We start from the raw sequence: 21,397 nt of genomic DNA, 5'->3' as shown, positions 1-21,397 counted from the left end.
ACGGCACGGGTCGGGGAGATTTACCGGCACGGGCCGGTCACGTCAAACCTTTGTGAAGAATTCGGAGCCTTGCTGCATCGCAACATTTACCCCCATAAGGCCCTGAACGGGGGAGGATTTTGCGCTATCGGGCGACTGGAAGTTCGCAGTTCGTGCGGACTATTGGCGGCGAACAGGCGGCAACGGTCGGGGTTTTGGCGGGGCCGCGGCCGCTATGCCGTGGATCGAGCCAACGCGGTTATCGGAAATTCGCGGTCGCGGCTTGCGCCGCTCCTACATGGGCTGTCTGTCATGGGCTGACCGTAGGAGCGGCGCAAGCCGCGACCGCGAACCCTTAGGCGCCGACGCAACCTCCCCGCCAGCCACCGATCGCCTAGGTCCGCACCCCGCGGCTTAATCTGTATCCGCCGCGTCGGCGCCGTACTGCGTCGCCAAGCCGATCGAGGTACGCACCTCGAACAGTTCCGGAAAGAACGTCAGCTCCAGGGCCTGGCGCAGGAAACCCACGCCGCTGGAGCCGCCGGTGCCGCGCTTGAAACCGATGATGCGCATCACCGTGCGCATGTGGCGGAAACGCCAGAGCTGGAACTGCGTCTCCACATCGACCAGGTCCTCGCACAACGCGTACTCGCGCCAATACACATCGGTGTTTTCGTAGATGCGCTCGAACACCGGCTGCAGCGCCGGGTCGCTGACGTGCGGGTTGCGCCAGTCGCGTTGCAGATGCGCGGCCGGTATGTCGTGGCCGAAGCGGGCCAGATACATCAAGAACTCGTCGTACAGGCTCGGCGAAGCCAACGCGGTTTCCAGCGCGGCCTGACCCTGCGGATCGTGCGCGAACACGCGCAGCATCGCCTCGTTCTTGTTGCCGAGCATGAACTCGATGCGGCGGTATTGCAGCGACTGGAAGCCCGACGACGGCCCCAGGGTTTCGCGAAATCCCATGTACTCCGACGGCGTCAGCGTCTCCAGCACCGACCACTGTTCGGTGAGCTGACGCAGCACCTGCTTGCAGCGCGCGAGCACCTTCTGGCATTGCCAGACCTGATCCAGGCGCAGGTGTTCGATCGCCGCGGTCAGCTCGTGGATGATCAACTTCATCCACAGCTCCGAGACTTGGTGCTGGATGATGAAAAGCATCTCGTCGTGATGGCTGGGCTGCGACAGCGGCCGCTGCGCCGACAGCAGTTTGTCCAACTGCAGATAGCCGCCGTAGGTGATGCGCCCGTGCAGGTCGGTATGGATACCGCTTTCCAGTTCGCGCTGGTTCTTTTCGACGGACATCGGCGGGGCTCGCGGCAGGGGCGCAAAGGGTAGCGCATCCGGCCCGGGGCGGACCGGGCGAGCGCCGAAACGACGCGGGCGTGCTGTCGCGGTTGTTCACCGGCCATGTCCAGACGCATGCGTTCAACGTTGGATTCGTCGATCCGATCGGCGCGCTGATCGGCAAGCTCGGCGATGCGTTGCCGACGATGGCGCCGTTCGATGGCGCCGCTCGCGTCGATCCGGATCAGATCGATTTGACCGCGACGCCGCCCAAGGCCGAGCGTTACTGCTCGATCGAGCGAGGCAGGCGGCAACCACCGCAATCGGTGTTCTCCGACGAGGTACTGACGCCGTAAACCGAAACGATCCAGAACGACCCGGTTCGAGCACGCGCGCATCGATGCCGATCCGCCGGCACGGCGGCGCCTTGACCTCACTCGGCGATCGATCCCGATCCGTCCGACAACCTCGCCCAGACCGCGACCGAGATCCTGCCGGCCCTGCCGCGGCAGCCCTGAGTGTCTTGCCGCGGCGCCTTCGCGCGCCGCGGTTTCGTCCCCGGCGCAGGCCGGAGGTGCTTTGTTGCACTGCCGCAAAACGAGCGGACGACGAAGCGTGCGAGCACGCTGAATACGGCGCGGTCGCGCTCGGCAATGGCGTCGCGGCGGGCGTCAAAGCACGACCCGGCGCGCCAAGTCATGCTTCTGCAACGCCGGAAAGTGAGTATTGATGCACAATCCAAACGTCTGCGACCCGGGGAGGTCGGGCAGGCGCTCACCTCTGGGGAACAACATGGACAAGCACACGAGCCGCCTGATGGCGGCGGTGGTATTGGCCTTCGCCGCGGCCGGATCGGCCCAGGCGCAGGTCGTGATCAGCCAGGTTTACGGCGGCGGCGGCAATTCCGGCGCCACGCTGAAAAGCGATTTCATCGAACTGCACAACAACGGCGACACCGCCGTCGACCTGAGCGGCTGGAGCGTGCAGTACGCGTCCAGCGCCGGCCAGAGCTGGCAGCTCACCAGGTTGACCGGCAGTATCGCGCCGGGCGGCTATTACTTGGTCAAGCAGGCCGACGGCAGCGGCGGTTCGGTCGCCCTGCCCACGCCGGATGCGGTCGGCACTCTGGCGATGGGTGCCGGCGCCGGCAAGGTCGCCCTGGTCAATCACAACACCGCGCTCAGCGGCACCTGCCCGCTGGGCAGCGTCGATTTCGTCGGTTACGGCAGCGGCACCAACTGCGCCGAAGGCACTCAGCCCACCGCCACCATCAGCGCCCTGATCGCCGCACTGCGCAAGGACAACGGCTGCACCGACAGCAACGTCAACGGTGCCGATTTCGCCACCGGCGCGCCGACGCCGCGCAACACCGCCAGCCCGACGTTCGCCTGCAGCGGCGCCAATCTGCCGGTGCTGAACATCGCCGATGTCGAGCAGTTGGAAAGCCGCGGCACCTTCGTGTTCACCCTCAGCCTGTCCGAGCCGGCCGGCCCGGGCGGCGTCAGCGTGCGTTACGCCAGCGCCGACGGCAGCGCCGTCGCCGGCAGCGACTACACCGCCGTCAACGGCACCTTGACCCTCGCCGAGGGCGAGCGCAGCGGCACGATCACGGTCCTGGTCGACAACGACAGCGAAGTCGAGGAAGACGAGAACTTCTTCGTCCGTCTCAGCGCGCCCACCGGTGCGCAGTTGGGCGATGCGCAAGCGACAGGCCTGATCGCCAGCGACGAAGTCGACCTGACCGCAATCCACGCCATCCAGGGCAACGGCCAGTACTCGCCGCTGGTGGGTCAACGCTTGCACGTGGTGGGCGTGGTCACCGGCCGCAAGAGCAACGGCTACTTCCTGCAGATGCGCGACGATCAGGCCGACGGCGACCCGGCCACCTCCGAGGGCCTGTTCGTGTTCACCGGCAGCCCGGTTCCGGCCGTGGCCGCGGTCGGCAACACGGTGCGCGCCGACGGTCAGGTGCTCGAATTCATCCCGTCCGCCGATCCGGGCCAACTGCCGCTGACCGAACTCGGCGGCGGCGTGCGTAGCCTGCTGGTGTCCGAACCGGTGGTGATCGGTCCCGGCACCCTGCCCCAGGCGATCGTGCTCGGCGCCGGCCTGCCCAGCCCGAGCGGCGGCCTGGAACAGCTCGAACGCCTGGAAGGCATGCGCGTGGTGATGCCCAGCGCGACCGTGGTCTCGCCGACCCAGGGCTCGAAGAACGAAGTCAACGCCACCGGCAGCGGCAACGGCATCTTCAATGTCGTGGCCACCGGCGTGGCGCGTCCGTTCCGCGAACCCGGCATCCAGGCGCCGGATCCGGCGCCGGGCGGCGGCAGCGTTCCGCCGATCCCGCGTTGGGATTTCAATCCCGAGCTGATCACCGTGGACAGCGACGCCCTCGGCGGCACGCCGTTCAATCTGTCGACCGGCGCGGTCATCACCGACCTCACCGGCCCGCTGGATTACGGCTTCCGCCGCTACACCATCCTGCGCGATCCGGCGGCGCTCTCGACCATCGCCCAAGGCTTGGAACCGGTCGCGGCGAGACTGCCGGCGCATTCGGAATTCACCATCGCCTCCTACAACGTCGAACGCTTCTTCGACACGATCAACGACCCGGCGCTCAGAGACGATCCGGTGCTGACTCCGGACGCGTACGCGCGCCGTCTGGGCAAGGTGTCGCTGGGCATCGGCTATCTGCAGCGTCCCGACATTCTCGGCCTGATCGAAGTGGAGAACCTCGGCGCGCTGCAGGACATCGCCGCGCGCGTCAACGCCGATGAAGTCGCGGCGGGACGGCCGGATCCAAAGTACGTCGCTTATCTGCTGGAAGGCAACGACATCGGCGGCATCGATGTCGGCTACCTGATCAAGACCTCCGCACTGGCCGACGGCAAGGCGCAGGTGGAAGTGGTGTCGGTGACCCAGGTCGGCAAGGACGCGACCTGGACGCAGCCCGACGGCTTCAGCGGCACGCTCAACGACCGTCCGCCGCTGATGTTGCAGGCGGTGGTGCACAACGGCGAAGGCCGCGATTTCCCGATCACGGTGATCCTGGTGCACCAGCGTTCGCTGATCGACAGCGAACTCGACGACGCCGGCGGCGATCGCGTGCGCAAGAAGCGCCAGGCGCAGGCCGAGTATCTGGCCAAGTTCATCCAGGACCGCCAGGTCGCCAATCCGGCCGAACGCATCGTCACCCTCGGCGACTTCAACGCGTTCGAGTTCAACGACGGCCTGACCGACGTGATCAACACCGTGGTCGGCACGCCGACGCCGGACGATCAGACCGCGGTGCCGGGCGACGGCGCCGACCTGGTCGAACCCAATCTGGTCAAGCTCGGCGATCTGGAAACGCCGGATCAGCGCTACAGCTACACCTTCGGCGGCAGCGCGCAGACCATCGACCACGTGCTCGCCAATCAGGCGCTGGTCGCCGCCGCGACCGGTCTCAAGCTCGACCACGCGCGCATCAACGCCGACTTCCCCGAGATCAACCGCAGCCTCGGCGATTCGCCGTCGCGACTGTCCGATCACGATCCGGTGGTGGCCTACATCGACTTCCGCCGTCGCGCCGATCTGGGCGTGGTCGCCTCGACCTCGACCGCATCGGTGCGCGTCGGCCGTCCGGTGAACTTCAGCGCGACCTTGCGCAACGCCGGTCCCGAACAGGCGGACTATCCGGGCATCGGCTTCGCCATCAACGCCGAACTGCCGGCGCTGAGCGTGACTGCGCCGAGCGGTTGGAACTGCGATGCGCCGCAGGTCGGCGGCGGTTCCACCAGCGTGACCTGCACCCGCACCGCGCTGAGCAACGGCGAGTCGGCGACCTTCGCCCTGGCGGCCAACGCCACCGAAGCGATGATCGGCAAGACCACCACGCTCGCGATCGCCACCCAGGCGCAATCGTTCGATCCGGTCGCGTCCAACGACCAAGCCTCGGTCAGCGTGGAAGTCACCGCGCGCGCCGATCTGGCCATCGACGTCGACGGCCCGCGCGTTCTGCGCGGCGGCCAGAACGGCCGCTTCGCCGTCGCGGTGCGCAACCGCGGCGCCGATGTGGCGGTGCTGCCGAGCGTGACCTTGTACGGCGATGCGCCGGCCGGCAACGTGTCGATCGCCGCGCCGAACGGTTGGACCTGCACCGTGGCCGCGCACCGCCGCGGCGGTTTCGAAGCCACCTGCGACGGTGCGCGTCTGCCCGCCGGCGCCGTTCAGCGCTTCGATTTCGCCATCGTCGCGCCGCGTCCGGGCTTGTTCGACCGGCAGTTGGTGCTCACCGGTCTGGCCGCCTCGGCGGTGGAAGATCCGAATCCGTTCAACGATTTCGCCTTCCACTACGTGCAACTGACCGGTCGCTGGTGGTAATCGCGGTGCGGACGCGCGACGTCCGCACCGGTTTCATGCTCGACCCCAAAAGCGCGGCTTCGGCCGCGCTTTTTTCTTGACGACAGCGATGTCATTGCGCCGCGCGTCGCGATCCGCGTCGTCGCCGGTTAACGAAAAGCGAATCCAATCGGCGTTCGCAACGTGTCCTCCGGCCGAATCCATACTGCGCCGTTCTGACGTTTTGTGGCGTCTAGCGCGTTCCGGCCCAACTTGCATGCCGCAGCGCGCAACATCGCTTAACCCGGGTTTCGGTATCATTCGCGCCAGACGCGGCACCCTGCCAGGGCGCCGCGGCTTCTAGCCCGGCCCGCAACCTCGCGCTGTATTCGAGGTCTGCGGACCCAGCCGTCTGAAGCTGACCAGCGCGCCCGGCACTGGATCCGGGACCGGAACGATTCGGACCTCATCCCCACCCGTGAGGACCACCCGCGATGACCGTCGCCGCGACGTTCGAAATCCAATACCTGCAATACCTCGGCATCGACGGCAAGCCCGTCGCCGAGATTCCCTCCGCGTTCAAGGACCCCAATACCCTGCTGCCGCTGTTCAAGCAGATGTTGTTCGTGCGCACGTTCGACACCAAGGCGATCGCCTTGCAGCGCACCGGCAAACTCGGCACCTACGCGGCCTGTCTGGGCCACGAAGCCACCCACGTCGGCATCGGCGCGTCGATGCTGCCCGACGACGTGTTCGCGCCGAGCTATCGCGAGTACGGCGCCCAGTTCATGCGCGGCGTGCAGCCGCGCGAAGTGCTGATGTACTGGGGCGGCGACGAACGCGGCAACGACTTCGCCGGTCCGCGCAAGGACTTCGCCTGGTCGGTGCCGATCTCCACCCAGTGCCTGCATGCCGCCGGCGCCGCGCTCGCGTTCAAGCTGCGCAAAGAGACCAACCTCGCCGTGGCCTGCTGCGGCGATGGCGGTTCGTCCAAGACCGACTTCTACGCCGCGCTCAATTCGGCGGGCGCATATGAATTGCCGTTGATCCTGTGCGTGATCAACAACGGCTGGGCGATCTCGGTGCCGCGCAAGGCGCAGACTGGCGCCAAGACGCTGGCGCAGAAGGGCATCGCCGGCGGTCTGCACTGCTTGCAGGTGGACGGCAACGATCTGATCGCCGTGCTCGAAGGCATGCGCCGGGCCGCCGAACTCGCACGCAGCGGCCAGGGCGGCAGCGTGATCGAGTTCATGACCTACCGCCTGCACGATCACACCACCGCCGACGACGCGCGCCGCTACCGCGACGATGCCGAGGTCAAGGACGCGTGGACCCGCGATCCGATGCCGCGCCTGCGCACCTATCTCACCGATCAGGGCGTGTGGAACGAAGCACTGGAGAAGGCCTGGGCCGAGGAATGCGGCAAGAAGGTCGACGTCGAGATCAACGCCTATCTGGAAACCCCGGTGCAGCCGGTCGAGGCGATGTTCGATTACCTGTACGGCGACATGCCGGCCGATCTGCTCGCCCAGCGCACCGAAGTACTCGCACAGGAGGGTCGCTGATGAACGTCGCGACTAAAGCCAAAGTAGACACCAGCCAGCCGCTCGCCACGCCCGCCGCGATCACCCTGATCGAGGCGATCACCCAGGCGCTCGCTTACGAGATGCGCCACGACGACACCGTGCTGGTGCTCGGCGAGGACGTCGGCGTCAACGGCGGCGTGTTCCGCGCCACCGCCGGTCTGCAGCAGATCTTCGGCAGCGAGCGCGTGCTCGACACGCCGCTGGACGAAACCACCATCGCCGGCCTCACCGTCGGCCTGGCCGCGCAGGGCATGAAGCCGGTGGCCGAAGCGCAGTTCGACGGCTTCGTCTATCCGATGCTCGATCACATCATCTGCCACGCCGCGCGCTTCCGTCACCGCACCCGCGGCCGATTGACCTGTCCGATGGTGCTGCGCGTGCCGTGGGGCGGCGGTATCCGCGCGCCGGAACACCACAGCGAAGCCAACGAGTCGTTGTTCACCAACGTGCCCGGCCTGCGCGTGGTCCTGCCGTCTTCGCCCGCGCGCGCCTACGGCCTGCTGCTGGCGGCGATCCGCGATCCCGATCCGGTGATCTTCTACGAACCCAAGCGCATCTACCGCCAGTACAAGGAAGTGGTCGCCGACGACGGCGAGGCGCTGCCGCTGGACGTGTGCTTCGTGCTGCGCGACGGCAGCGACATCACCCTGGTCAGCTGGGGCGCGCAGGTCAAGGAAACGCTGGAAGCGGCGGACAAACTCGCCGGCGAAGGCATCAGCGCGGAAGTGATCGACGTGGCCACGCTCAAGCCGCTGGATTTCGCCACCATCGCCGAATCGGTGGCCAAGACCGGCCGCTGCGTGATCGTGCACGAGGCGCCCAAGACCGCCGGTTTCGGCGCCGAGATCGCCGCGCGCCTGGCCGAGGAGTCGATGTACGACCTGCTCGCGCCGGTCGAACGGGTCACCGGTTACGACACCCACATCCCGCTGTTCCGCCTGGAGATGAAGTACCTGCCCAGCGTCGACAAGATCGTCGCCGCGGCCAAGCGCGCGCTCGGCCACGGCTGACATGCGCGCGCTCGTCGTCGCCGACTATCGCACCCGGTATCACGATCCGATCCGCCTGGACGCGGGTCAGATCGTGCGCCTGGGCGAACGCGACAGCGAGTGGCCGGCGTTCGTCTGGACGCAGACCGACGACGGCCGCGCCGGTTGGGCGCCGTGCGATTGGCTGCGTCCGCTGGACGCACAGCACGCCGAGGCCTTGCGCGCGTACGACGCGCGCGAACTCGACGTCGAAGCGGGCCAGTGGTTGCGCCTGATCGACGAACTCGGCGGCTGGTGGTGGGCGCAGCGCGAACACGATGGCGCGCAGGGCTGGGTGCCCGCGCGTCATCTGGGCGCGATCGAAACCCAGGAACGATGATGCGTCCGGGCCCGATGTTCAGACACGAACTCGGACGCGACTCCGGACACGAACCAAGGTAAGACGCGAACCGGCCGGTGCCGCGTCCACATTCCCTCTTGCAGAGAACAATCCGTTTATGAGCGATACCAAGACCTTTCTGCTTCCCGACCTCGGCGAAGGCCTGCCCGACGCGACCATCGTCGAATGGGCGGTCAAGGTCGGCGATACGATCCGCCTCGACGACACCCTGGTGTCGATGGAAACCGCCAAGGCGGTGGTGGAAGTGCCCTCGCCCGTGTCGGGCACGGTGCTCAAGCTCGCCGGCGCCGCCGGCGACATCGTGGTCACCGGCACCATGCTGGCCGAGTTCGAACTCGATCTGAGCCAGCCGCAGCGCGCCGATGGTCAAGATACGGGGCATCATCACGGCGGCGGCCATGCGCCGGCGGCTCAGACGCCTGCCGCTTCCGCCGAACCCACCAAATCCGCCGAAACCAAACCGGCCGAGCGCGCCGACAGCGGCACCGTGGTCGGCGCGATGCAATCCTCCGACGCCGTGCGCAGCGAACAGGCCGTCGCCGTCGGCGGGGTCAAGGCGATGCCGGCGGTACGCGCACTGGCGCGCAAGCTCGGCGTCGATCTGAGCCGCGTGCGCGCCACCGGCAACGACGGCGTGGTCACCAACGACGACGTCAAGCGCGCCGCCGCCGACGGCTCGGCCAAGATCGGCGCGGCGCCCGCCGCGACCGCGCAGAACCGCGCTCCGGTCGCCGAAGCGCCGGCCGCCGCGCCTTCGCGCAGCACCCTGTCGCAATCGGGCCGCCCGATGCGCACCCAGCCGCCCGGCGTGGTCGCGACCGGCCAGCCCGAACAGCTCAAGGGCGTGCGCCGCAACATGGCCCGGGTGATGGCCGACGCGCACAGCAAGGTCGTGCCGACCACGCTCGCCGACGACGCCGACATCCACGCCTGGGCGCCGGGCAACGACATCACCGGCCGCCTGGTGCGCGCGATCGTCGTCGCCTGCAAGACCGTGCCCGCGCTCAATGCCTGGTTCGACGGCGACAAGCTCACCCGCACCCTGCATCCGCACGTCGACATCGGCATCGCGGTGGACACCGACGACGGCCTGTTCGTGCCGGCGCTGCGCAACGCCGACGTGCTCGACACGCGCGGCGTGCGCGAGGCGATCAACCGCCTGCGCGTGCAGGTCGAAGACCGCAGCATTCCCGCCTCCGAACTCACCGGCTATACCATCTCGCTGTCGAACTTCGGCATGTTCGCCGGCCGCTACGCCACGCCGGTGGTGGTGCCGCCGACGGTGGCGATCATCGCCGCCGGCAAGGGCCGTCATCAGATGACCCCGGTGATGGGCGGCTTCGAATCGCACAAAGTGATTCCGCTGTCGCTGACTTTCGATCACCGCGCCTGTACCGGCGGCGAAGCGGCGCGTTTCCTCAAGGCGATGATCGACGATCTGGCCCGAGCGAACTGATCGCACTGATCTGGTTCCACCGCCCCTCTCCCGCCGTGGACAGGGGCCACGCGCGCCTCGCAACGAGGCGCCGCGTTTCGCGCAAACAGCGCTTTTTCCCGCCATGCGTGCCCTCCAAGCGCGACAGCTGAGCGACAGGTTGAAAAAACGTCATCGTCGATCGCGACTTCGATCACGATCGCGGTTTCGCGCGCGTCCAGGAATAAAAAATCTCCGCAACAAACCGGCGACGAATACCGCTAGCGTCGCCCTGCGACTCCGGCGCCCGGGCAGGGACTGCGGCGTCGGAGCGCAACCGTCCGGCAGCGCCGGATCGTCTTCATCCATCTAGCGAGGAAATACCATGAAGCATTTCCCGCGCCGCGCACTCGCGCTGGCGTCCTTGGCCTGCTGTCTGCTGGCCGCCAATGCGGCTCAGGCCGCGCCGAATTTCCAGATGCCCTTCGCCTGCAACGACGTCTGGGTGACCAATACCTGGGACGGTCATAAGCCGGCCAACTCGGTCGACATGAACCGGCCGGCCGGCGGCGGTTCCACCGCCGGCTCTACTATCGTCGCCTCGGCCGCCGGCAAGGTCGTGACCTCGGTGTATTCCACCAACACCGGTTACGGCCACTACGTCGTGATCGATCACGGCGGCGGCTGGAAAACCCTGCACGCGCATCTGCAGTCGCGCGCCGTGTCGGTCGGCGACAACGTCCGCCAGGGCCAGAAGATCGGCCTGGTCGGCTCCAGCAGCGCGATCTACAACCTCGCCCCGCACCTGCATTACGAACAGATCTACAACGGCGCGACCCAGAAGGCGAAGTGGAACGGCGTCGCGCTGAGGTACTTCGAGAAGCGCAACTACACCAGCAAGAACAGCTGCGGCACCAGCGGCGGCGTCACCGGCACCGTCAAGACCAGCGGCACGGCGTTGAACGTTCGCTCCGGCCCGGGCACCAGCTACAGCGTGGTCGGCACCCAGGCCAACGGCAGCACCGTCACCATCCGTTGCCAGAAGGCCGGCGAGTCGATCAGCGGCACCTACGGCACCAGCAACATCTGGAACAACATCGGCGCCAGCGGCAGCAACAAGTTCATCCCCGACGCATACACCCACACCGGTTCGGACGGCCGCGTCGCGCCGGATTGCTGATTCGCCCCGGCGGCCGCGACATCGACAAGACGCGCAGCGATCAACGCGCCGATGCCCGCAGCGACGCCACACCCAAGCACGCCGCATGCACTACCGCCTCGGCACCCACGTAACCGGGGCCTCTACGAGTCACCCAACCCAATGCTCAAGAGGTTTCCGACATGAATCGTCTCAGCACTTCGCGCACGACGCGCCGTTCGCGCACCGCGCTCGCCTGCCTCGCCACCGCCGCGTTCGGCCTGATGACCAGCGCCGCGCACGCGGCGCGCCCGGACTTCCAGATGCCGTTCGCCTGCAACCAGACCTGGTATGGCGACACCTACGAGGGCCACGGCCTGCGCTACGCGGTCGATCTCAATCACAAGCCGCGCCCGCTCAGCAACGCCGACCTGGGCTCGCCCGTGGTGGCCTCGGCCAAGGGCAAGGCGACCACCTACAACCCGCACCCGGGCACCGGATACGGCAAGCTGGTGGTGATCGATCACGGCGGCGGCTGGACCAGCTGGTACGCACACTTGGACAGCATCTCCGTCGCCAACGGCGCCAACGTCGCCCAAGGCCAGAAGATCGGCACGCTCGGCAAGACCACGCGTCCGGGCAACGAAGGCATGTCCGCGCACCTGCACTTCGAACAGCGCCTCAACAACGCCAGCCAGAAGATCGTCTGGAACGGCTCGACCATCGTCTACGACAAGTACGAAGTCGCCTACAAGAGCCGCAACAGCTGCGGCACCACCCCGCCCGGCGGCGCCCCCGGCACCGTGCGCACCAGCGGCTCGTCGTTGAACGTGCGCGCAGGCCCCGGCACCAGTTACAGCGCGGTAGGCTCGCTCGCCAACGGAGCCAGCGTCAACATCCGTTGCCAGAAGGTCGGCGAAACCGTCAGCGGCACTTACGGCACCAGCAATCTGTGGAACAACATCGCTCCGGCCGGCAGCAACAAATACATCCCGGACGTCTACACCTTCACCGGCTCCGACGGCCGCGTCGCGCCGGACTGCTGATCCGCCGCCGCACGACGATCCCACTCGGGGCGGCGATCGCGCCGCCCCGAAACCGGCCGCCGCCGATCCGTCGGCCGGCCCGATCCGAAGCTACGAAACACAACACGGAACCGCGCGCATGAACCGACTTCAGTTGACCCTGGCCCTGCTCGCCTCCGCCCTCGCCGGAGGCGCGATCGGCCATTCGATCACCCGCGCCTCCGCCGCGCCCGCGCTCGCCTCGCACAGCGCCGCGGCCGCCGCCGGCGAACGCCGCAAACCCGCCGTGCCGTTCGCGCAAACCACGGCGCAAGGCGCGTTGTCCGCCTACGCGCATTCCTCGCGCGCCGGCGACAGCCTGGATCGCATGACCCAACGCGCGCGCCGCGACCCGGCCTACCTGCGCGAATTGCTGCGCGACTACAGTTTCGAAACCGAACTCGACAAACGCGGCGCGCTGCTGGCGGTGCTGCAGGGCGTGGCCAATCAGGAAGTGTTGCGGCTGGGCCAGCAAATGGCCGAAAGCGGCGACCCGGAACAGCGCCGCAGCGGTCTGGAGCTACTCAAATCGTTCTCGCTGGACGTGCCGGAAGTACGCGACCTGCTGTCGCGACAAATCCAGGACGAACGCGACCCGGCCATGCTCAAGCAGTTGGTCGACATGCTCACTCCCGCCGTGATCGCCAGCGAAGACGCCGCGCCCTTGCTCAATCGCCTGGAATCCCTGCGCGGCCATACCGACCCGGCGGTGCGCGCCAGCAGCGTGCTGCAGTCGGTGCAATGGAACAAGAGCGGCAACAACGAAGAAATCCTGCACCGGGCGATTCTCGACGGCGACCTCGCGGTGCGCCAGGCCGCGATCGCCGGCATCAGCGCCTCGGGCACGCGTTCGGACCGTCTCAAGGACTCGCTGCTGGCGATCGCCGCCGATTCGCGCAGCGATCCGGAGACACGCAACTCGGCGGTATTCGCTCTGCAGAATTTCGCGATGAACCGCGGCGAATACGCGCTTTATCGCAAGGCCGCCGAATTGGTGATCGACGGCGACGGCCACGAGCGCGAGTACCCGCAACGCTGATCGCATGCCGCGCCGAACTGCGGGACCGCCGCGCGCTGTACCGACGGCAGGCGAATCAGAGCGGTAGCATGCACGCGGCAAAAAAATACCGAGGCGTCCGACGCCCTGAGCCGTACACGCACACCAGCGATCCGACATCTCCGCACATTTCCATGTTGCTGTTGCTGTTGCTGTTGCTGTTGCTGAGATTTTGCTCTGGCTGGGCGGCGCACAGGGCGTGCGCCGGGTCCCGGCACTTCCATCGCCCCCGCCAAGCCGGCACCCTTCCCCAACCTCACGCAGGAACTACGCCATGGCCCACCGCAGCCGCCTGGCCGGCTTCATCATCGATTGCGAAACCGGCGAAATCGACGCCGCCGCCGACTTCTGGAGCGGTGCACTCGGCCTGGCCCGGGTCGAAACCTACGACGACGACGGCGCCCAGTACGCGCAACTCGCCAATGCCGCCGGCGTGCTGCACGTGGAAGTGCAGAAAGTCGACCATCCCTCGCGCGTCCACCTGGACATCGAAAGCGACGACCTCGACGCCGAAGCCGCGCGGCTGGAGAAACTCGGCGCGACCCGGATCAAGTTCGTCAAACGCTGGTGGGTGATGCAAGCGCCGACCGGCCACCGCTTCTGCATCGTGCGCATGAAGCATCCCGAACTCGGCCCGCCGCCCAACGTGTGGGAGTGAAGGCACGGCGCGCATCGCGCCGCCATCGGTCCGTGCGCCTCGATCGGCGCCGCGTTGCCGACATCGACTTCAACTGTCGTCGACCACCAGGCGATCGCGTCCGGCCGCCTTGGCCCGATACAAAGCCTGATCGGCCCGGTCGAACACCTGCTCGGGCGCATCGCGGCCCGGTTCGCCGCCGGCTACGCCGATCGACACGGTCAACGCGAACGGCAACGCCGAACGGGCGACGCGTTGGCGGATGCGCTCGCCGACTTCGGCCGCGGTCGCCAGACGCGTGCCGGGCAACACGACCAGGAACTCTTCGCCGCCGTATCGCACCGCCATATCGCCTTCGCGTATCGAAGCGGCCACCGAATCGGCGACCGCGCGCAAGGCGCGATCGCCCAGCAAATGCCCATGCCGGTCGTTGACCCGCTTGAAGTGATCCACGTCGATCAACATCAAGGTATAGGCGCCTCGACCCAGGCGCAGCAAAGCCTCCGGGCCGTCCTGCAGCTGCGTCAACGCGGCGCGGTTGAGCAAGCCGGTCAGCGCGTCGTGACTGGCGCTGTGCTGGAGCTGCTCGTGCCGGCGCTGCAGGTCGGCCTGCGCGCTTTCGAGTTGACGCGCGAATGCCTCGCGCTCGCTCAGCAGACGCCGCTGCTCCAAGGCATAACGGCGCAATTCGAACAAATGCTGGATCTGCCGCGCCAGCGCCGCCAGACCGTCGCGCTGCGCAGCGCGCAACACCCGCGGCGCCGTGTCGAGCACGCAGATCGTTCCCAGCCGATGACCGTCCGGACTCAGCAGCGGCGCGCCGGCGTAGAAACGCAACGGCTTGCCGCCTTCCAGCGTCAGATCGAGCGCGGCGAAACGCGGGTCGTCGGCGATGTCGTCGATCAGCAGCAAGCGATCGGCCTGCGCTTGCCCGATCAGTTGGCTGCAGATCGAAAGCGAACGCGGCAGCTCCGCAGGTTCGATACCCAGGCGCGCCTTGAACCAGACCCGATCGCGATCGAGCAAGGCGATCGCCGCGGCCGGCGTGTCGCACACGGTCGCCGCGAGCCGAACCATGTCCTCGTAGGCGGACTCGGCGACGCTGTCGAGCAGGCCGTAGGCATGCAACGCGGACAGGCGCTCGGGTTCGTCGCCGGGCGGGGACCCAACCGGATCGGGCACAGCCTGCAACGGACGGGAACGTAACGGAACGACGGTCATCGGTGATCGGGGGAGGGGCGCGTTACGAAGGCCGATTCAGGCTACCGCAGCCACATTCAGCAGCCGTGACGGTGCGCGCCGATCCATGCATCCGATCGACGGGCAATTGGCCCAGCTGCGGTCGCCCCGACTCGGCGGCCGGGCTTGCGGACGACCTACGTCGCCCGATCCAGCCAAACTTCCAGGCCCTGCGCATTGAGCTCGACGTCGACCGCGAGCACGGCGCGCGCCTGCGCGTCGCTGAGCGGGCTGCCATGGGCGTGTGCGCGAGCAGCGAAGTAATCCGCCAGCGCCGCGGTCAGATGCGCATGCCGGTCGCCGTCGGCCGCATGCGCCTGTCGCGCCATGCGCACCATCGCGTCGATCTGTTCGATCAGGTCCGCGCCCATGCGCTGGACGTCGCCGACCCGACCGTAGTGGGTCAGGAACATCGATACCGGATCGCGCGCCAGCAAGGTGCGGATCGAGGCCTTCAGCGGTTCGGGTTCGAACTGCACCGGCGAGCTGGTCGGCACCGCGAACGGGCCGCGCGGCGAATCGAACTCGCGATACGACAGACCGAAGGTGTCGCCGGTGAACCAGCCGCGGCTGCGCTGATCCCACACGCACAGGTGATGGCGCGCATGCCCGGGCGTGTCCACGCACAGCAACGGGCGTCCGGCCACGTCGACGATGTGTCCGTCGTCGGCGACGACCACGCGCTCGGCCGGCACCGGCACGATCTCGCCGTAGCTGCGCGCCATTTCTTCCTCGCCGTAGACCGCGGTCGCGCCGGCGACCAGACGCGAGGGATCGATCATGTGCGGCGCCCCACGCGGGTGCACCGCCAGGCGCGCGTTGGGCAGGCACCGCATCAATGCGCCGGCGCCGCCGGCGTGATCGAGGTGGACATGGGTCAGGATCAGCCAATCCACTTCGGCCGGCGTCAGCCCTTGCGCATCCAGCGCGGCCAGCAGGGCTGGAATCGAATGCTGAGTGCCGCAATCGATGAAGGCGGCGCGGCCGTTCTCGACCAGCAGATACGCCGCATCGAAGACCGGCCGGTGAAAACCGGTATCGACGGCGATGATGCCGTGTTCGGCGGGATCGTAGGCAAGGGTCATGGCGGCAGCATCGGGCTTTGACTTACCCGCAGTCTATGCCCTGCCAGGTCATGGCCACGATGCGGCTTTGGTCGGATCGAGGCCGCGCTCGATCGAGGGACTTCAGCTGCTGTGGGAGTGGCTTCAGCTCCGACGCTGTTCGATCGGCCGCCATGAAGTCTCGCCGCGACCGGAACCAAAAGCGTCGGGGCTGAAGCCCCTCCCGCAAAAGCCGACCTGTCCCGCAAAAGCCGGCGCATGCGCCGAGCTCAATCGCGATAGTCCTTCACCCCGCGCAGCCACCGCCAGCGAAGGCCGACCGCCAGCGCCAACACCGCGAGGAACACCCCGTAGCCCAGCGAGGTCGCCAGGACCTGCGGCCACATCGCGCCGTAGCCGCGCCCGGCATGCACATGCGCCCAATGCACCGCGAGCACGAACGCGCACACCGATACCGCCAGCGCCACCGCATCGAACAACTTGCGCGCCGGCGTGCGCGGCCGGCGCGGATACAGCCAGAACAGCGCGCCGAGGATCGCGAACCACGGCAGGAACAGAATCAATGCCAGATTGAGTTCGACGAAACGGCTCACTGCCCGGCGGCTCCCGAGACGGCTCCCTGCTTGGCCGCGCGCGCTTCGTTCTCGGCTTGCGCGATCGCCGTCAACGCCGCGGCGATCAGCGAACGCCGCGCCTCGTCGACTGGTTCGGCCGCGGCCAGCAACCGCTCCAGTTCCAACTGGCCGGCCTTGGCCGCGCCGATCAGCTGGCCGATGTCCTTGGGCGCGGCGAAGCCGCGGCTCTGCAGCAGCACCTCATCGCCGTCGGCGAGCTTGAAGTAGAACTGGCCGTCGTTCTCGCGATATTGCTTGAATGCCGGCACCGACGCGGACTTCGCCTCGGCCTTGGCCGGCGCGGAAGCCGTGGCGGCCTGCGACAGATTGCGTAGCCCCACCGCTTCGCGCAGTTGCTTCATCCGGCCCACGACATAACGCTCGCGCACGCGGCGCGCGCCGTCGACCAAGGTCGCCTCGATGTGCTGCGGACGCGACATCAGATCCTCGTACTTCTCGCGCAGCGGGGCGATCTCCGCGTCGATGCGTTCGAACAGCGCCTGCTTGGCCTCGCCCCAGCCGATGCCGTCGGCGAAGGCGCGGCGCATGCTCTGGGTTTCTTCCTCGCTGGCGAAGGCCTGATAGATCTGGAACAACGCCGAGCCCTCGGTCTGCTTGGGTTCGCCCGGCGCGCGCGAGTCGGTGACGATCGAATAGATCAGCTTCTTGAGCTGATCGCGCGGCGAGAACAGCGGGATGGTGTTGTCGTAGCTCTTGCTCATCTTGCGGCCGTCCAGGCCCGGCAAGGTCGCCACGCTCTCCTCGATCAGCGCCTCGGGCAGCACGAAGTGCTCGCCGTAGATGTGATTGAAACGTTGGCCGAAATCGCGCGCCATCTCGATGTGCTGGATCTGGTCGCGGCCCACCGGCACCTTGTGCGCGTTGAACGCCAGGATGTCGGCCGACATCAGCACCGGGTACATGAAAAGGCCCGCGTTGATGCCCGCGTCGTCGTCTTCGCCCTCGTCCCGGTTCTTGTCGACCGCGGCCTTGTAAGCGTGCGCGCGGTTAAGCACGCCCTTGCCGGCGACACAGGTCAGGAACCAGGCCAGTTCGGGAATCTCGACGATTTCGCTCTGCCGGTAGAACCAGACCTTGGACGGATCCAGGCCGCAGGCCAGCCAGGCGGCGGCGATTTCCAGGGTCGAACGCTGCACGCGCTCGGGCTCGGTCACCTTGATCAGCGAGTGCAGATCGGCCAGGAAGTAGTAGCTCTCCACGTCGGGAGCGCGGCTGGCGGCGATGGCCGGGCGGATCGCGCCGACGTAGTTGCCCAGGTGCGGGGTGCCCGAGGTGGTGATGCCGGTGAGAACGCGGGTCAAGGTCATGGGGATCTCTGGGTGGAACGTGATCGGCCAGTTTAAAGGCAAAGCCCGAGACAGCGGGCGCCGCCGGCGGCGTCCGTGGCCGGGCCGTTCCAGCGCGGTTCCGGCACGCCCCGGTCTTCGTCCGCACCGGTTAACCCCATCCGCGGCGGGGCGACGTTTGCATGTTCCGAGCCCCCAGGAGATCGCACCATGTTCCGCTCGCTAGTCCTGCTCGCCGGCGCCGCGCTGACCGCCGCCGCCTGCACCCCGAGCTACGCCCGCCCGCTGGTCGACGTGGCGGTGATCGACCGCGACAACGGCGACTGGCTGACGAACTGGCCGCATCGCGGTCAGCAGTGGATCGCCGGCACCCCCGGTCATCGCTACTCGGTGCGCCTGACCAACACCACCGGCCAGCGTGTGCTGGTGGTGCTGTCGGTCGACGGCGTCAACGCCGTCAGCGGCCAGACCGCCAATCCCTCGCAGGCCGGCTACGTACTCGATGCCTGGCAATCGACCGAAATCAACGGCTGGCGCAAATCGCTCGACGACGTCGCCCAGTTCGTCTTCACCGATCTGCCCGACAGCTACGCCGCGCGCACCGGCCGGCCCGACAACGTCGGCGTGATCGGCGTGGCGGTATTCGAGGAACGTCAGGTGTATCGCCCGGTCTATCCGGAACCGCGCCCGTATCCGCCGCCCTATCCCTACCCGCCGTACGCCCGTGCCGAAGGCGAGCGCGACACGGCGGCCAAGGCCGAGCGCCGGGTCGGCAACGCCGCCCCGGCGCCAACGGGCAGCGTGCGCGAGCAGGCCGCCGCGGACTCGATGGCGGCGCAGTCGATCGGCACCGGCCACGGTTCGCGCGAATGGTCGCCGGTATCGCAGACGCAGTTCACCCGCGCCTCGCGTTCGCCCGCGCAGGTGATCCAGTTGCGCTACGACGACTACCGCAGCCTGGTCGCGCGCGGCGTGGTGCCGCGCTATCGCGATCCGTACTACCCCAACCGTGGGGAACCGCGCGCCTTCCCCAGCGGCTTCGTCGCCGATCCGCCGGGTCGCGGTTGGTAAGCCGCTGGCAGGCATCGCGGTACACGCAAACGGGCCGGATTCGCATCCGGCCCGTTTGCTTTTCGCTCGATCGGTTTCGGCTCGTTGTTTCGGCTCGATCGATCTTAGTCGGATGGCCACGCACGCGGCGGTCCACAACGCCGCGCGGAGGATTCCATCCACGCCCGAGCGCGTGCTGCACCGCGCTCGGACGCTGACTGCCTGATCCGACTAGCGGATCCGTTCCAGGTCCTGGATCAGTTCAAGGTCTTGCTGAATTCCTTGACTTCCTTCTCGGCGCGGTCGCGTTCCCAACCGTAGCGCTCCTGCAACTTGCCCGCGAGGTACTCGGAATTGCCCTCGGCGACATCGAACACGTCGTCGGTCAGATCGCCCCACTTGGCCTTGGCCTGGCCTTTGATCTGGGTCCACTTGCCGGCAATGATGTCTTTGTTCATTGTAGAACTCCTTACGTTGGGGGATGCGAATCTTCGACGGCGCATCGCGACGATGCGTTCCGAAAGAAACGTGATGAAGAAGGAACTGCTTCGAAATCCGGAGCTGTAAAGCGCGAAATTCTCGAACACGATTCTCTTGAGCACGGCCCCTCTTGAGCACGGATCCCCTTGAACACGGATCCTCTCAAGCACGGACCCTCTCAAGCACGGACCCTCTCAAGCACGGATCCGGCCTGCTGCCTGCCGATATCGCGAAGCCATCCTCGCACCGCCCGCATTCGCATCCGATCACGATTGCGTTAGCCGCGACTTGATCTCGATGAACACGTTGAATGCTTCAGCTTGACTTGTGCGCCGGTTCGCATTGCGCGACGGCGCGGCGTGGCCGAGGAACGAAAAAAGAAAAGGCCGGATCGCTCCGGCCTTTTCTTCATACGTCGAATTTCGCCGCGGCTTACTTGCCGTCGCGGACCTCTTCGGCCTTTTGTTCGACTTTCTCACCGGCCTTCTTCACGTCCTTGCCGGCGCCAGCCACGGTGTTGCACGCGGTCAAGGTGCCGATCGAGAACAGGGCCAGCAGCAACAGGGCAGTCAAACGCTTCATGGGATCTCCTCAGGTCGGTTGCAGGTACCAGACGGGCCGCGCCATGCGTCGCGTCCTGGCTACGGATCAGACGCGAGCGAATGTGAAGCCGGTGTGCAGCGAGGGCCGGAAATCTGCGAAAACAAAGGCTTGCGCGGCAAATCTGCGAGCCGGGCGTCAGCGGCGATTCATCGCCGCCGCGCCGTGGGCGGGATCGGTTTCAGTCGCGCATCAGGGTCGATTTGCCGAACAGACTCTCCACCAGGTCTACCGACAGCTTGGCGGTGCGATTGCGCTTGTCGAGAATCGGGTTGAGTTCGACGATGTCCAACGAAGCCAGGCGTCCGTTGTCGGCGATCATCTCCATCACCAACTGCGCTTCGCGATAGTTCGGTCCGCCCGGCACGGTGGTGCCCACGCCCGGCGCGATGCTCGGATCGAGGAAATCGACGTCGAAGCTCACGTGCAGATGGGTGTTCTCGTCCACGCCTTCCAGCGCTTCCTCCATCACCCGCTTCATGCCGATCTCATCGATGTAGCGCATGTCGTACACGTCCAGTCCATGTTGCTGGATGAGTTGCTTCTCGCCCGGATCGACCGAACGGATGCCGATCTGGCGGATGTCCTGCGCGCGCATCGCCGGCGCCGGCCCGCCGAGCGTGGTCAGTTCTTCCGGACCGATGCCGCACAAGCACGACACCGGCATGCCGTGGATGTTGCCCGATGGCGTCACCTGGCTGGTGTTGAAGTCGGCATGCGCATCGAGCCAGAGCACGCGCAGTTGCTTGCCGGTTTCGCGGCAATGGCGCGCCACCGCGGTGATCGAGCCCAGGCCCAGGCAGTGGTCGCCGCCGAGCAGGATCGGCATGCGGCCTTCGCGCAACTCGGCGCCGACCGCGTCCATCACCATGCGGTTCCAGGTCACCACTTCGGGCAGATGCCGATAGCCCTGGACCGGCTTCTGCCAGGGATTGCGCGGGCCGTCGAGATTACCGCGGTCGATCACCTCGACCCCGCGCGCGCTCAGCGCTTCGCCCAAACCGGCGATGCGCAAGGCTTCCGGCCCGAGGCGCGCGCCGCGATGGCCGGCGCCGACGTCGGTCGGCGCGCCGATGAGCGAAACCGGGGGATATGTACGATTCATAGAAATCCTTTGGCCGCGCTGGCTGACGGACGAGCGCGCGGCATGTAGTGAACGCGATCGATGCCCG

Annotated in this window: 19 protein-coding genes and 2 pseudogenes; 12 read left to right on the top strand and 9 right to left on the bottom strand. The window is 67.2% G+C overall.

The features are described 5' to 3' along the window. Positions 1 to 393: 393 nt before the first annotated feature. Positions 394 to 1,284 (bottom strand): tryptophan 2,3-dioxygenase, encoded by an 891-nt coding sequence (locus ACTOWJ_RS20585; RefSeq protein ID WP_441336484.1) that lies wholly within the window; start codon positions 1,282 to 1,284, stop codon positions 394 to 396. Positions 1,285 to 1,364: 80 nt separating this feature from the next. Here ACTOWJ_RS20585 and ACTOWJ_RS20580 point away from each other — a divergent pair, with 80 nt between their 5' ends. From ACTOWJ_RS20580 to ACTOWJ_RS20535, 10 genes are all read left to right on the top strand, one after another. Then, complete coding sequence (locus tag ACTOWJ_RS20580; protein WP_441336483.1) at positions 1,365 to 1,622, top strand: hypothetical protein; 258 nt, start codon at positions 1,365 to 1,367, stop codon at positions 1,620 to 1,622. 436 nt (positions 1,623 to 2,058) lie between these two features. Continuing rightward, on the top strand, positions 2,059 to 5,628 hold the full coding sequence (locus ACTOWJ_RS20575; RefSeq protein ID WP_441336482.1) for a Calx-beta domain-containing protein: 3,570 nt from the start codon (positions 2,059 to 2,061) through the stop codon (positions 5,626 to 5,628). 452 nt (positions 5,629 to 6,080) lie between these two features. Next, positions 6,081 to 7,151 carry a pyruvate dehydrogenase (acetyl-transferring) E1 component subunit alpha gene (gene pdhA / locus ACTOWJ_RS20570; protein WP_441336481.1) on the top strand — a complete coding sequence of 357 codons (1,071 nt, stop codon included), beginning with the start codon at positions 6,081 to 6,083 and terminating at the stop codon, positions 7,149 to 7,151. Continuing rightward, positions 7,151 to 8,182: an alpha-ketoacid dehydrogenase subunit beta gene (locus ACTOWJ_RS20565; RefSeq protein ID WP_441336480.1), complete on the top strand. Its 1,032-nt coding sequence runs from the start codon at positions 7,151 to 7,153 to the stop codon at positions 8,180 to 8,182. The genes pdhA and ACTOWJ_RS20565 overlap by 1 nt, the downstream gene beginning before the upstream one ends. Position 8,183: 1 nt before the next feature. After that, entirely contained in the window at positions 8,184 to 8,540 is a 357-nt protein-coding gene (locus ACTOWJ_RS20560) for an SH3 domain-containing protein (RefSeq protein WP_441336479.1), read from the top strand. Between the two features lie 118 nt (positions 8,541 to 8,658). Further along, entirely contained in the window at positions 8,659 to 10,017 is a 1,359-nt protein-coding gene (locus ACTOWJ_RS20555; RefSeq protein ID WP_441336478.1) for a dihydrolipoamide acetyltransferase family protein, read from the top strand. Between the two features lie 343 nt (positions 10,018 to 10,360). After that, positions 10,361 to 11,155, top strand: coding sequence for a peptidoglycan DD-metalloendopeptidase family protein (locus ACTOWJ_RS20550; protein ID WP_441336477.1), 795 nt, complete (start codon positions 10,361 to 10,363; stop codon positions 11,153 to 11,155). A gap of 161 nt (positions 11,156 to 11,316) precedes the next feature. Then, a complete protein-coding gene (locus ACTOWJ_RS20545) occupies positions 11,317 to 12,159 on the top strand; it encodes a peptidoglycan DD-metalloendopeptidase family protein (RefSeq protein WP_441336476.1) in 843 nt (280 codons plus the stop codon). 118 nt (positions 12,160 to 12,277) lie between these two features. Then, entirely contained in the window at positions 12,278 to 13,216 is a 939-nt protein-coding gene (locus ACTOWJ_RS20540) for a HEAT repeat domain-containing protein (protein ID WP_441336475.1), read from the top strand. A 292-nt stretch (positions 13,217 to 13,508) separates the two neighbouring features. Further along, positions 13,509 to 13,892: a VOC family protein gene (locus ACTOWJ_RS20535; RefSeq protein WP_441336474.1), complete on the top strand. Its 384-nt coding sequence runs from the start codon at positions 13,509 to 13,511 to the stop codon at positions 13,890 to 13,892. Between the two features lie 69 nt (positions 13,893 to 13,961). Here the strand turns inward: ACTOWJ_RS20535 and ACTOWJ_RS20530 are convergent, their stop codons facing one another. From ACTOWJ_RS20530 to ACTOWJ_RS20520, 3 genes and pseudogenes are all read right to left on the bottom strand, one after another. Beyond that, positions 13,962 to 15,092 (bottom strand): GGDEF domain-containing protein, encoded by a 1,131-nt coding sequence (locus ACTOWJ_RS20530; protein WP_441336473.1) that lies wholly within the window; start codon positions 15,090 to 15,092, stop codon positions 13,962 to 13,964. Between the two features lie 155 nt (positions 15,093 to 15,247). Further along, positions 15,248 to 16,195: an MBL fold metallo-hydrolase gene (locus tag ACTOWJ_RS20525; RefSeq protein ID WP_441336472.1), complete on the bottom strand. Its 948-nt coding sequence runs from the start codon at positions 16,193 to 16,195 to the stop codon at positions 15,248 to 15,250. Next, positions 16,192 to 16,386 (bottom strand): annotated as a pseudogene (locus tag ACTOWJ_RS20520) (hypothetical protein); the annotation flags it as partial. The gene ACTOWJ_RS20525 and the pseudogene ACTOWJ_RS20520, both read right to left, overlap by 4 nt. Here ACTOWJ_RS20520 and ACTOWJ_RS20515 point away from each other — a divergent pair. Then, positions 16,355 to 16,456: pseudogene (locus ACTOWJ_RS20515) on the top strand (DUF6053 domain-containing protein); the annotation flags it as partial. The pseudogenes ACTOWJ_RS20520 and ACTOWJ_RS20515 sit on opposite strands and share 32 nt — an antisense overlap. On the opposite strand, the gene ACTOWJ_RS20510 reads toward ACTOWJ_RS20515, so the two are convergent. After that, complete coding sequence (locus ACTOWJ_RS20510; protein ID WP_441336471.1) at positions 16,444 to 16,767, bottom strand: hypothetical protein; 324 nt, start codon at positions 16,765 to 16,767, stop codon at positions 16,444 to 16,446. The pseudogene ACTOWJ_RS20515 and the gene ACTOWJ_RS20510 sit on opposite strands and share 13 nt — an antisense overlap. Further along, positions 16,764 to 18,116, bottom strand: a complete 1,353-nt coding sequence (locus ACTOWJ_RS20505; RefSeq protein ID WP_441336470.1) for a tryptophan--tRNA ligase — start codon at positions 18,114 to 18,116, stop codon at positions 16,764 to 16,766. Before ACTOWJ_RS20505 ends, ACTOWJ_RS20510 begins: the two co-directional genes overlap by 4 nt. 189 nt (positions 18,117 to 18,305) lie before the next feature. Here ACTOWJ_RS20505 and ACTOWJ_RS20500 point away from each other — a divergent pair, with 189 nt between their 5' ends. Continuing rightward, positions 18,306 to 19,166 (top strand): hypothetical protein, encoded by an 861-nt coding sequence (locus ACTOWJ_RS20500; protein ID WP_441336469.1) that lies wholly within the window; start codon positions 18,306 to 18,308, stop codon positions 19,164 to 19,166. Positions 19,167 to 19,402: 236 nt separating this feature from the next. On the opposite strand, the gene ACTOWJ_RS20495 is transcribed toward ACTOWJ_RS20500, so the two are convergent. From ACTOWJ_RS20495 to rocF, 3 genes are all read right to left on the bottom strand, one after another. Further along, positions 19,403 to 19,603 (bottom strand): CsbD family protein, encoded by a 201-nt coding sequence (locus ACTOWJ_RS20495; RefSeq protein WP_441336468.1) that lies wholly within the window; start codon positions 19,601 to 19,603, stop codon positions 19,403 to 19,405. A gap of 454 nt (positions 19,604 to 20,057) precedes the next feature. After that, the gene (locus ACTOWJ_RS20490) at positions 20,058 to 20,207 is read right to left on the bottom strand and encodes an entericidin A/B family lipoprotein (RefSeq protein ID WP_057944264.1); all 150 of its coding nucleotides are present in this window, start codon (positions 20,205 to 20,207) and stop codon (positions 20,058 to 20,060) included. 199 nt (positions 20,208 to 20,406) lie between these two features. Further along, entirely contained in the window at positions 20,407 to 21,330 is a 924-nt protein-coding gene (gene rocF / locus ACTOWJ_RS20485; protein WP_441336467.1) for an arginase, read from the bottom strand. Positions 21,331 to 21,397 lie beyond the last annotated feature (67 nt).

Source organism: Lysobacter sp. CA199 (assembly GCF_052078715.1).
Classification (GTDB): domain Bacteria; phylum Pseudomonadota; class Gammaproteobacteria; order Xanthomonadales; family Xanthomonadaceae; genus Lysobacter.
The sequence above is the reverse complement of the archived record's forward strand: the minus strand, read 5'-3'. Positions and strand labels throughout refer to the sequence as shown.

What these genes read in the sequence shown, in the direction of transcription:
- ACTOWJ_RS20535 (WP_441336474.1), top strand. Translation starts at nt 13,509, where the DNA reads ATGGCCCACCGCAGCCGCCTGGCCGGCTTCATCATCGATTGCGAAACC.
- ACTOWJ_RS20585 (WP_441336484.1), bottom strand. Translation starts at nt 1,284, where the DNA reads ATGTCCGTCGAAAAGAACCAGCGCGAACTGGAAAGCGGTATCCATACC.
- ACTOWJ_RS20540 (WP_441336475.1), top strand. Translation starts at nt 12,278, where the DNA reads ATGAACCGACTTCAGTTGACCCTGGCCCTGCTCGCCTCCGCCCTCGCC.
- ACTOWJ_RS20560 (WP_441336479.1), top strand. Translation starts at nt 8,184, where the DNA reads ATGCGCGCGCTCGTCGTCGCCGACTATCGCACCCGGTATCACGATCCG.
- ACTOWJ_RS20490 (WP_057944264.1), bottom strand. Translation starts at nt 20,207, where the DNA reads ATGAAGCGTTTGACTGCCCTGTTGCTGCTGGCCCTGTTCTCGATCGGC.
- ACTOWJ_RS20575 (WP_441336482.1), top strand. Translation starts at nt 2,059, where the DNA reads ATGGACAAGCACACGAGCCGCCTGATGGCGGCGGTGGTATTGGCCTTC.
- ACTOWJ_RS20545 (WP_441336476.1), top strand. Translation starts at nt 11,317, where the DNA reads ATGAATCGTCTCAGCACTTCGCGCACGACGCGCCGTTCGCGCACCGCG.
- ACTOWJ_RS20555 (WP_441336478.1), top strand. Translation starts at nt 8,659, where the DNA reads ATGAGCGATACCAAGACCTTTCTGCTTCCCGACCTCGGCGAAGGCCTG.
- ACTOWJ_RS20500 (WP_441336469.1), top strand. Translation starts at nt 18,306, where the DNA reads ATGTTCCGCTCGCTAGTCCTGCTCGCCGGCGCCGCGCTGACCGCCGCC.
- pdhA (WP_441336481.1), top strand. Translation starts at nt 6,081, where the DNA reads ATGACCGTCGCCGCGACGTTCGAAATCCAATACCTGCAATACCTCGGC.
- ACTOWJ_RS20565 (WP_441336480.1), top strand. Translation starts at nt 7,151, where the DNA reads ATGAACGTCGCGACTAAAGCCAAAGTAGACACCAGCCAGCCGCTCGCC.
- ACTOWJ_RS20495 (WP_441336468.1), bottom strand. Translation starts at nt 19,603, where the DNA reads ATGAACAAAGACATCATTGCCGGCAAGTGGACCCAGATCAAAGGCCAG.
- ACTOWJ_RS20530 (WP_441336473.1), bottom strand. Translation starts at nt 15,092, where the DNA reads ATGACCGTCGTTCCGTTACGTTCCCGTCCGTTGCAGGCTGTGCCCGAT.
- ACTOWJ_RS20525 (WP_441336472.1), bottom strand. Translation starts at nt 16,195, where the DNA reads ATGACCCTTGCCTACGATCCCGCCGAACACGGCATCATCGCCGTCGAT.
- ACTOWJ_RS20505 (WP_441336470.1), bottom strand. Translation starts at nt 18,116, where the DNA reads ATGACCTTGACCCGCGTTCTCACCGGCATCACCACCTCGGGCACCCCG.
- ACTOWJ_RS20550 (WP_441336477.1), top strand. Translation starts at nt 10,361, where the DNA reads ATGAAGCATTTCCCGCGCCGCGCACTCGCGCTGGCGTCCTTGGCCTGC.
- rocF (WP_441336467.1), bottom strand. Translation starts at nt 21,330, where the DNA reads ATGAATCGTACATATCCCCCGGTTTCGCTCATCGGCGCGCCGACCGAC.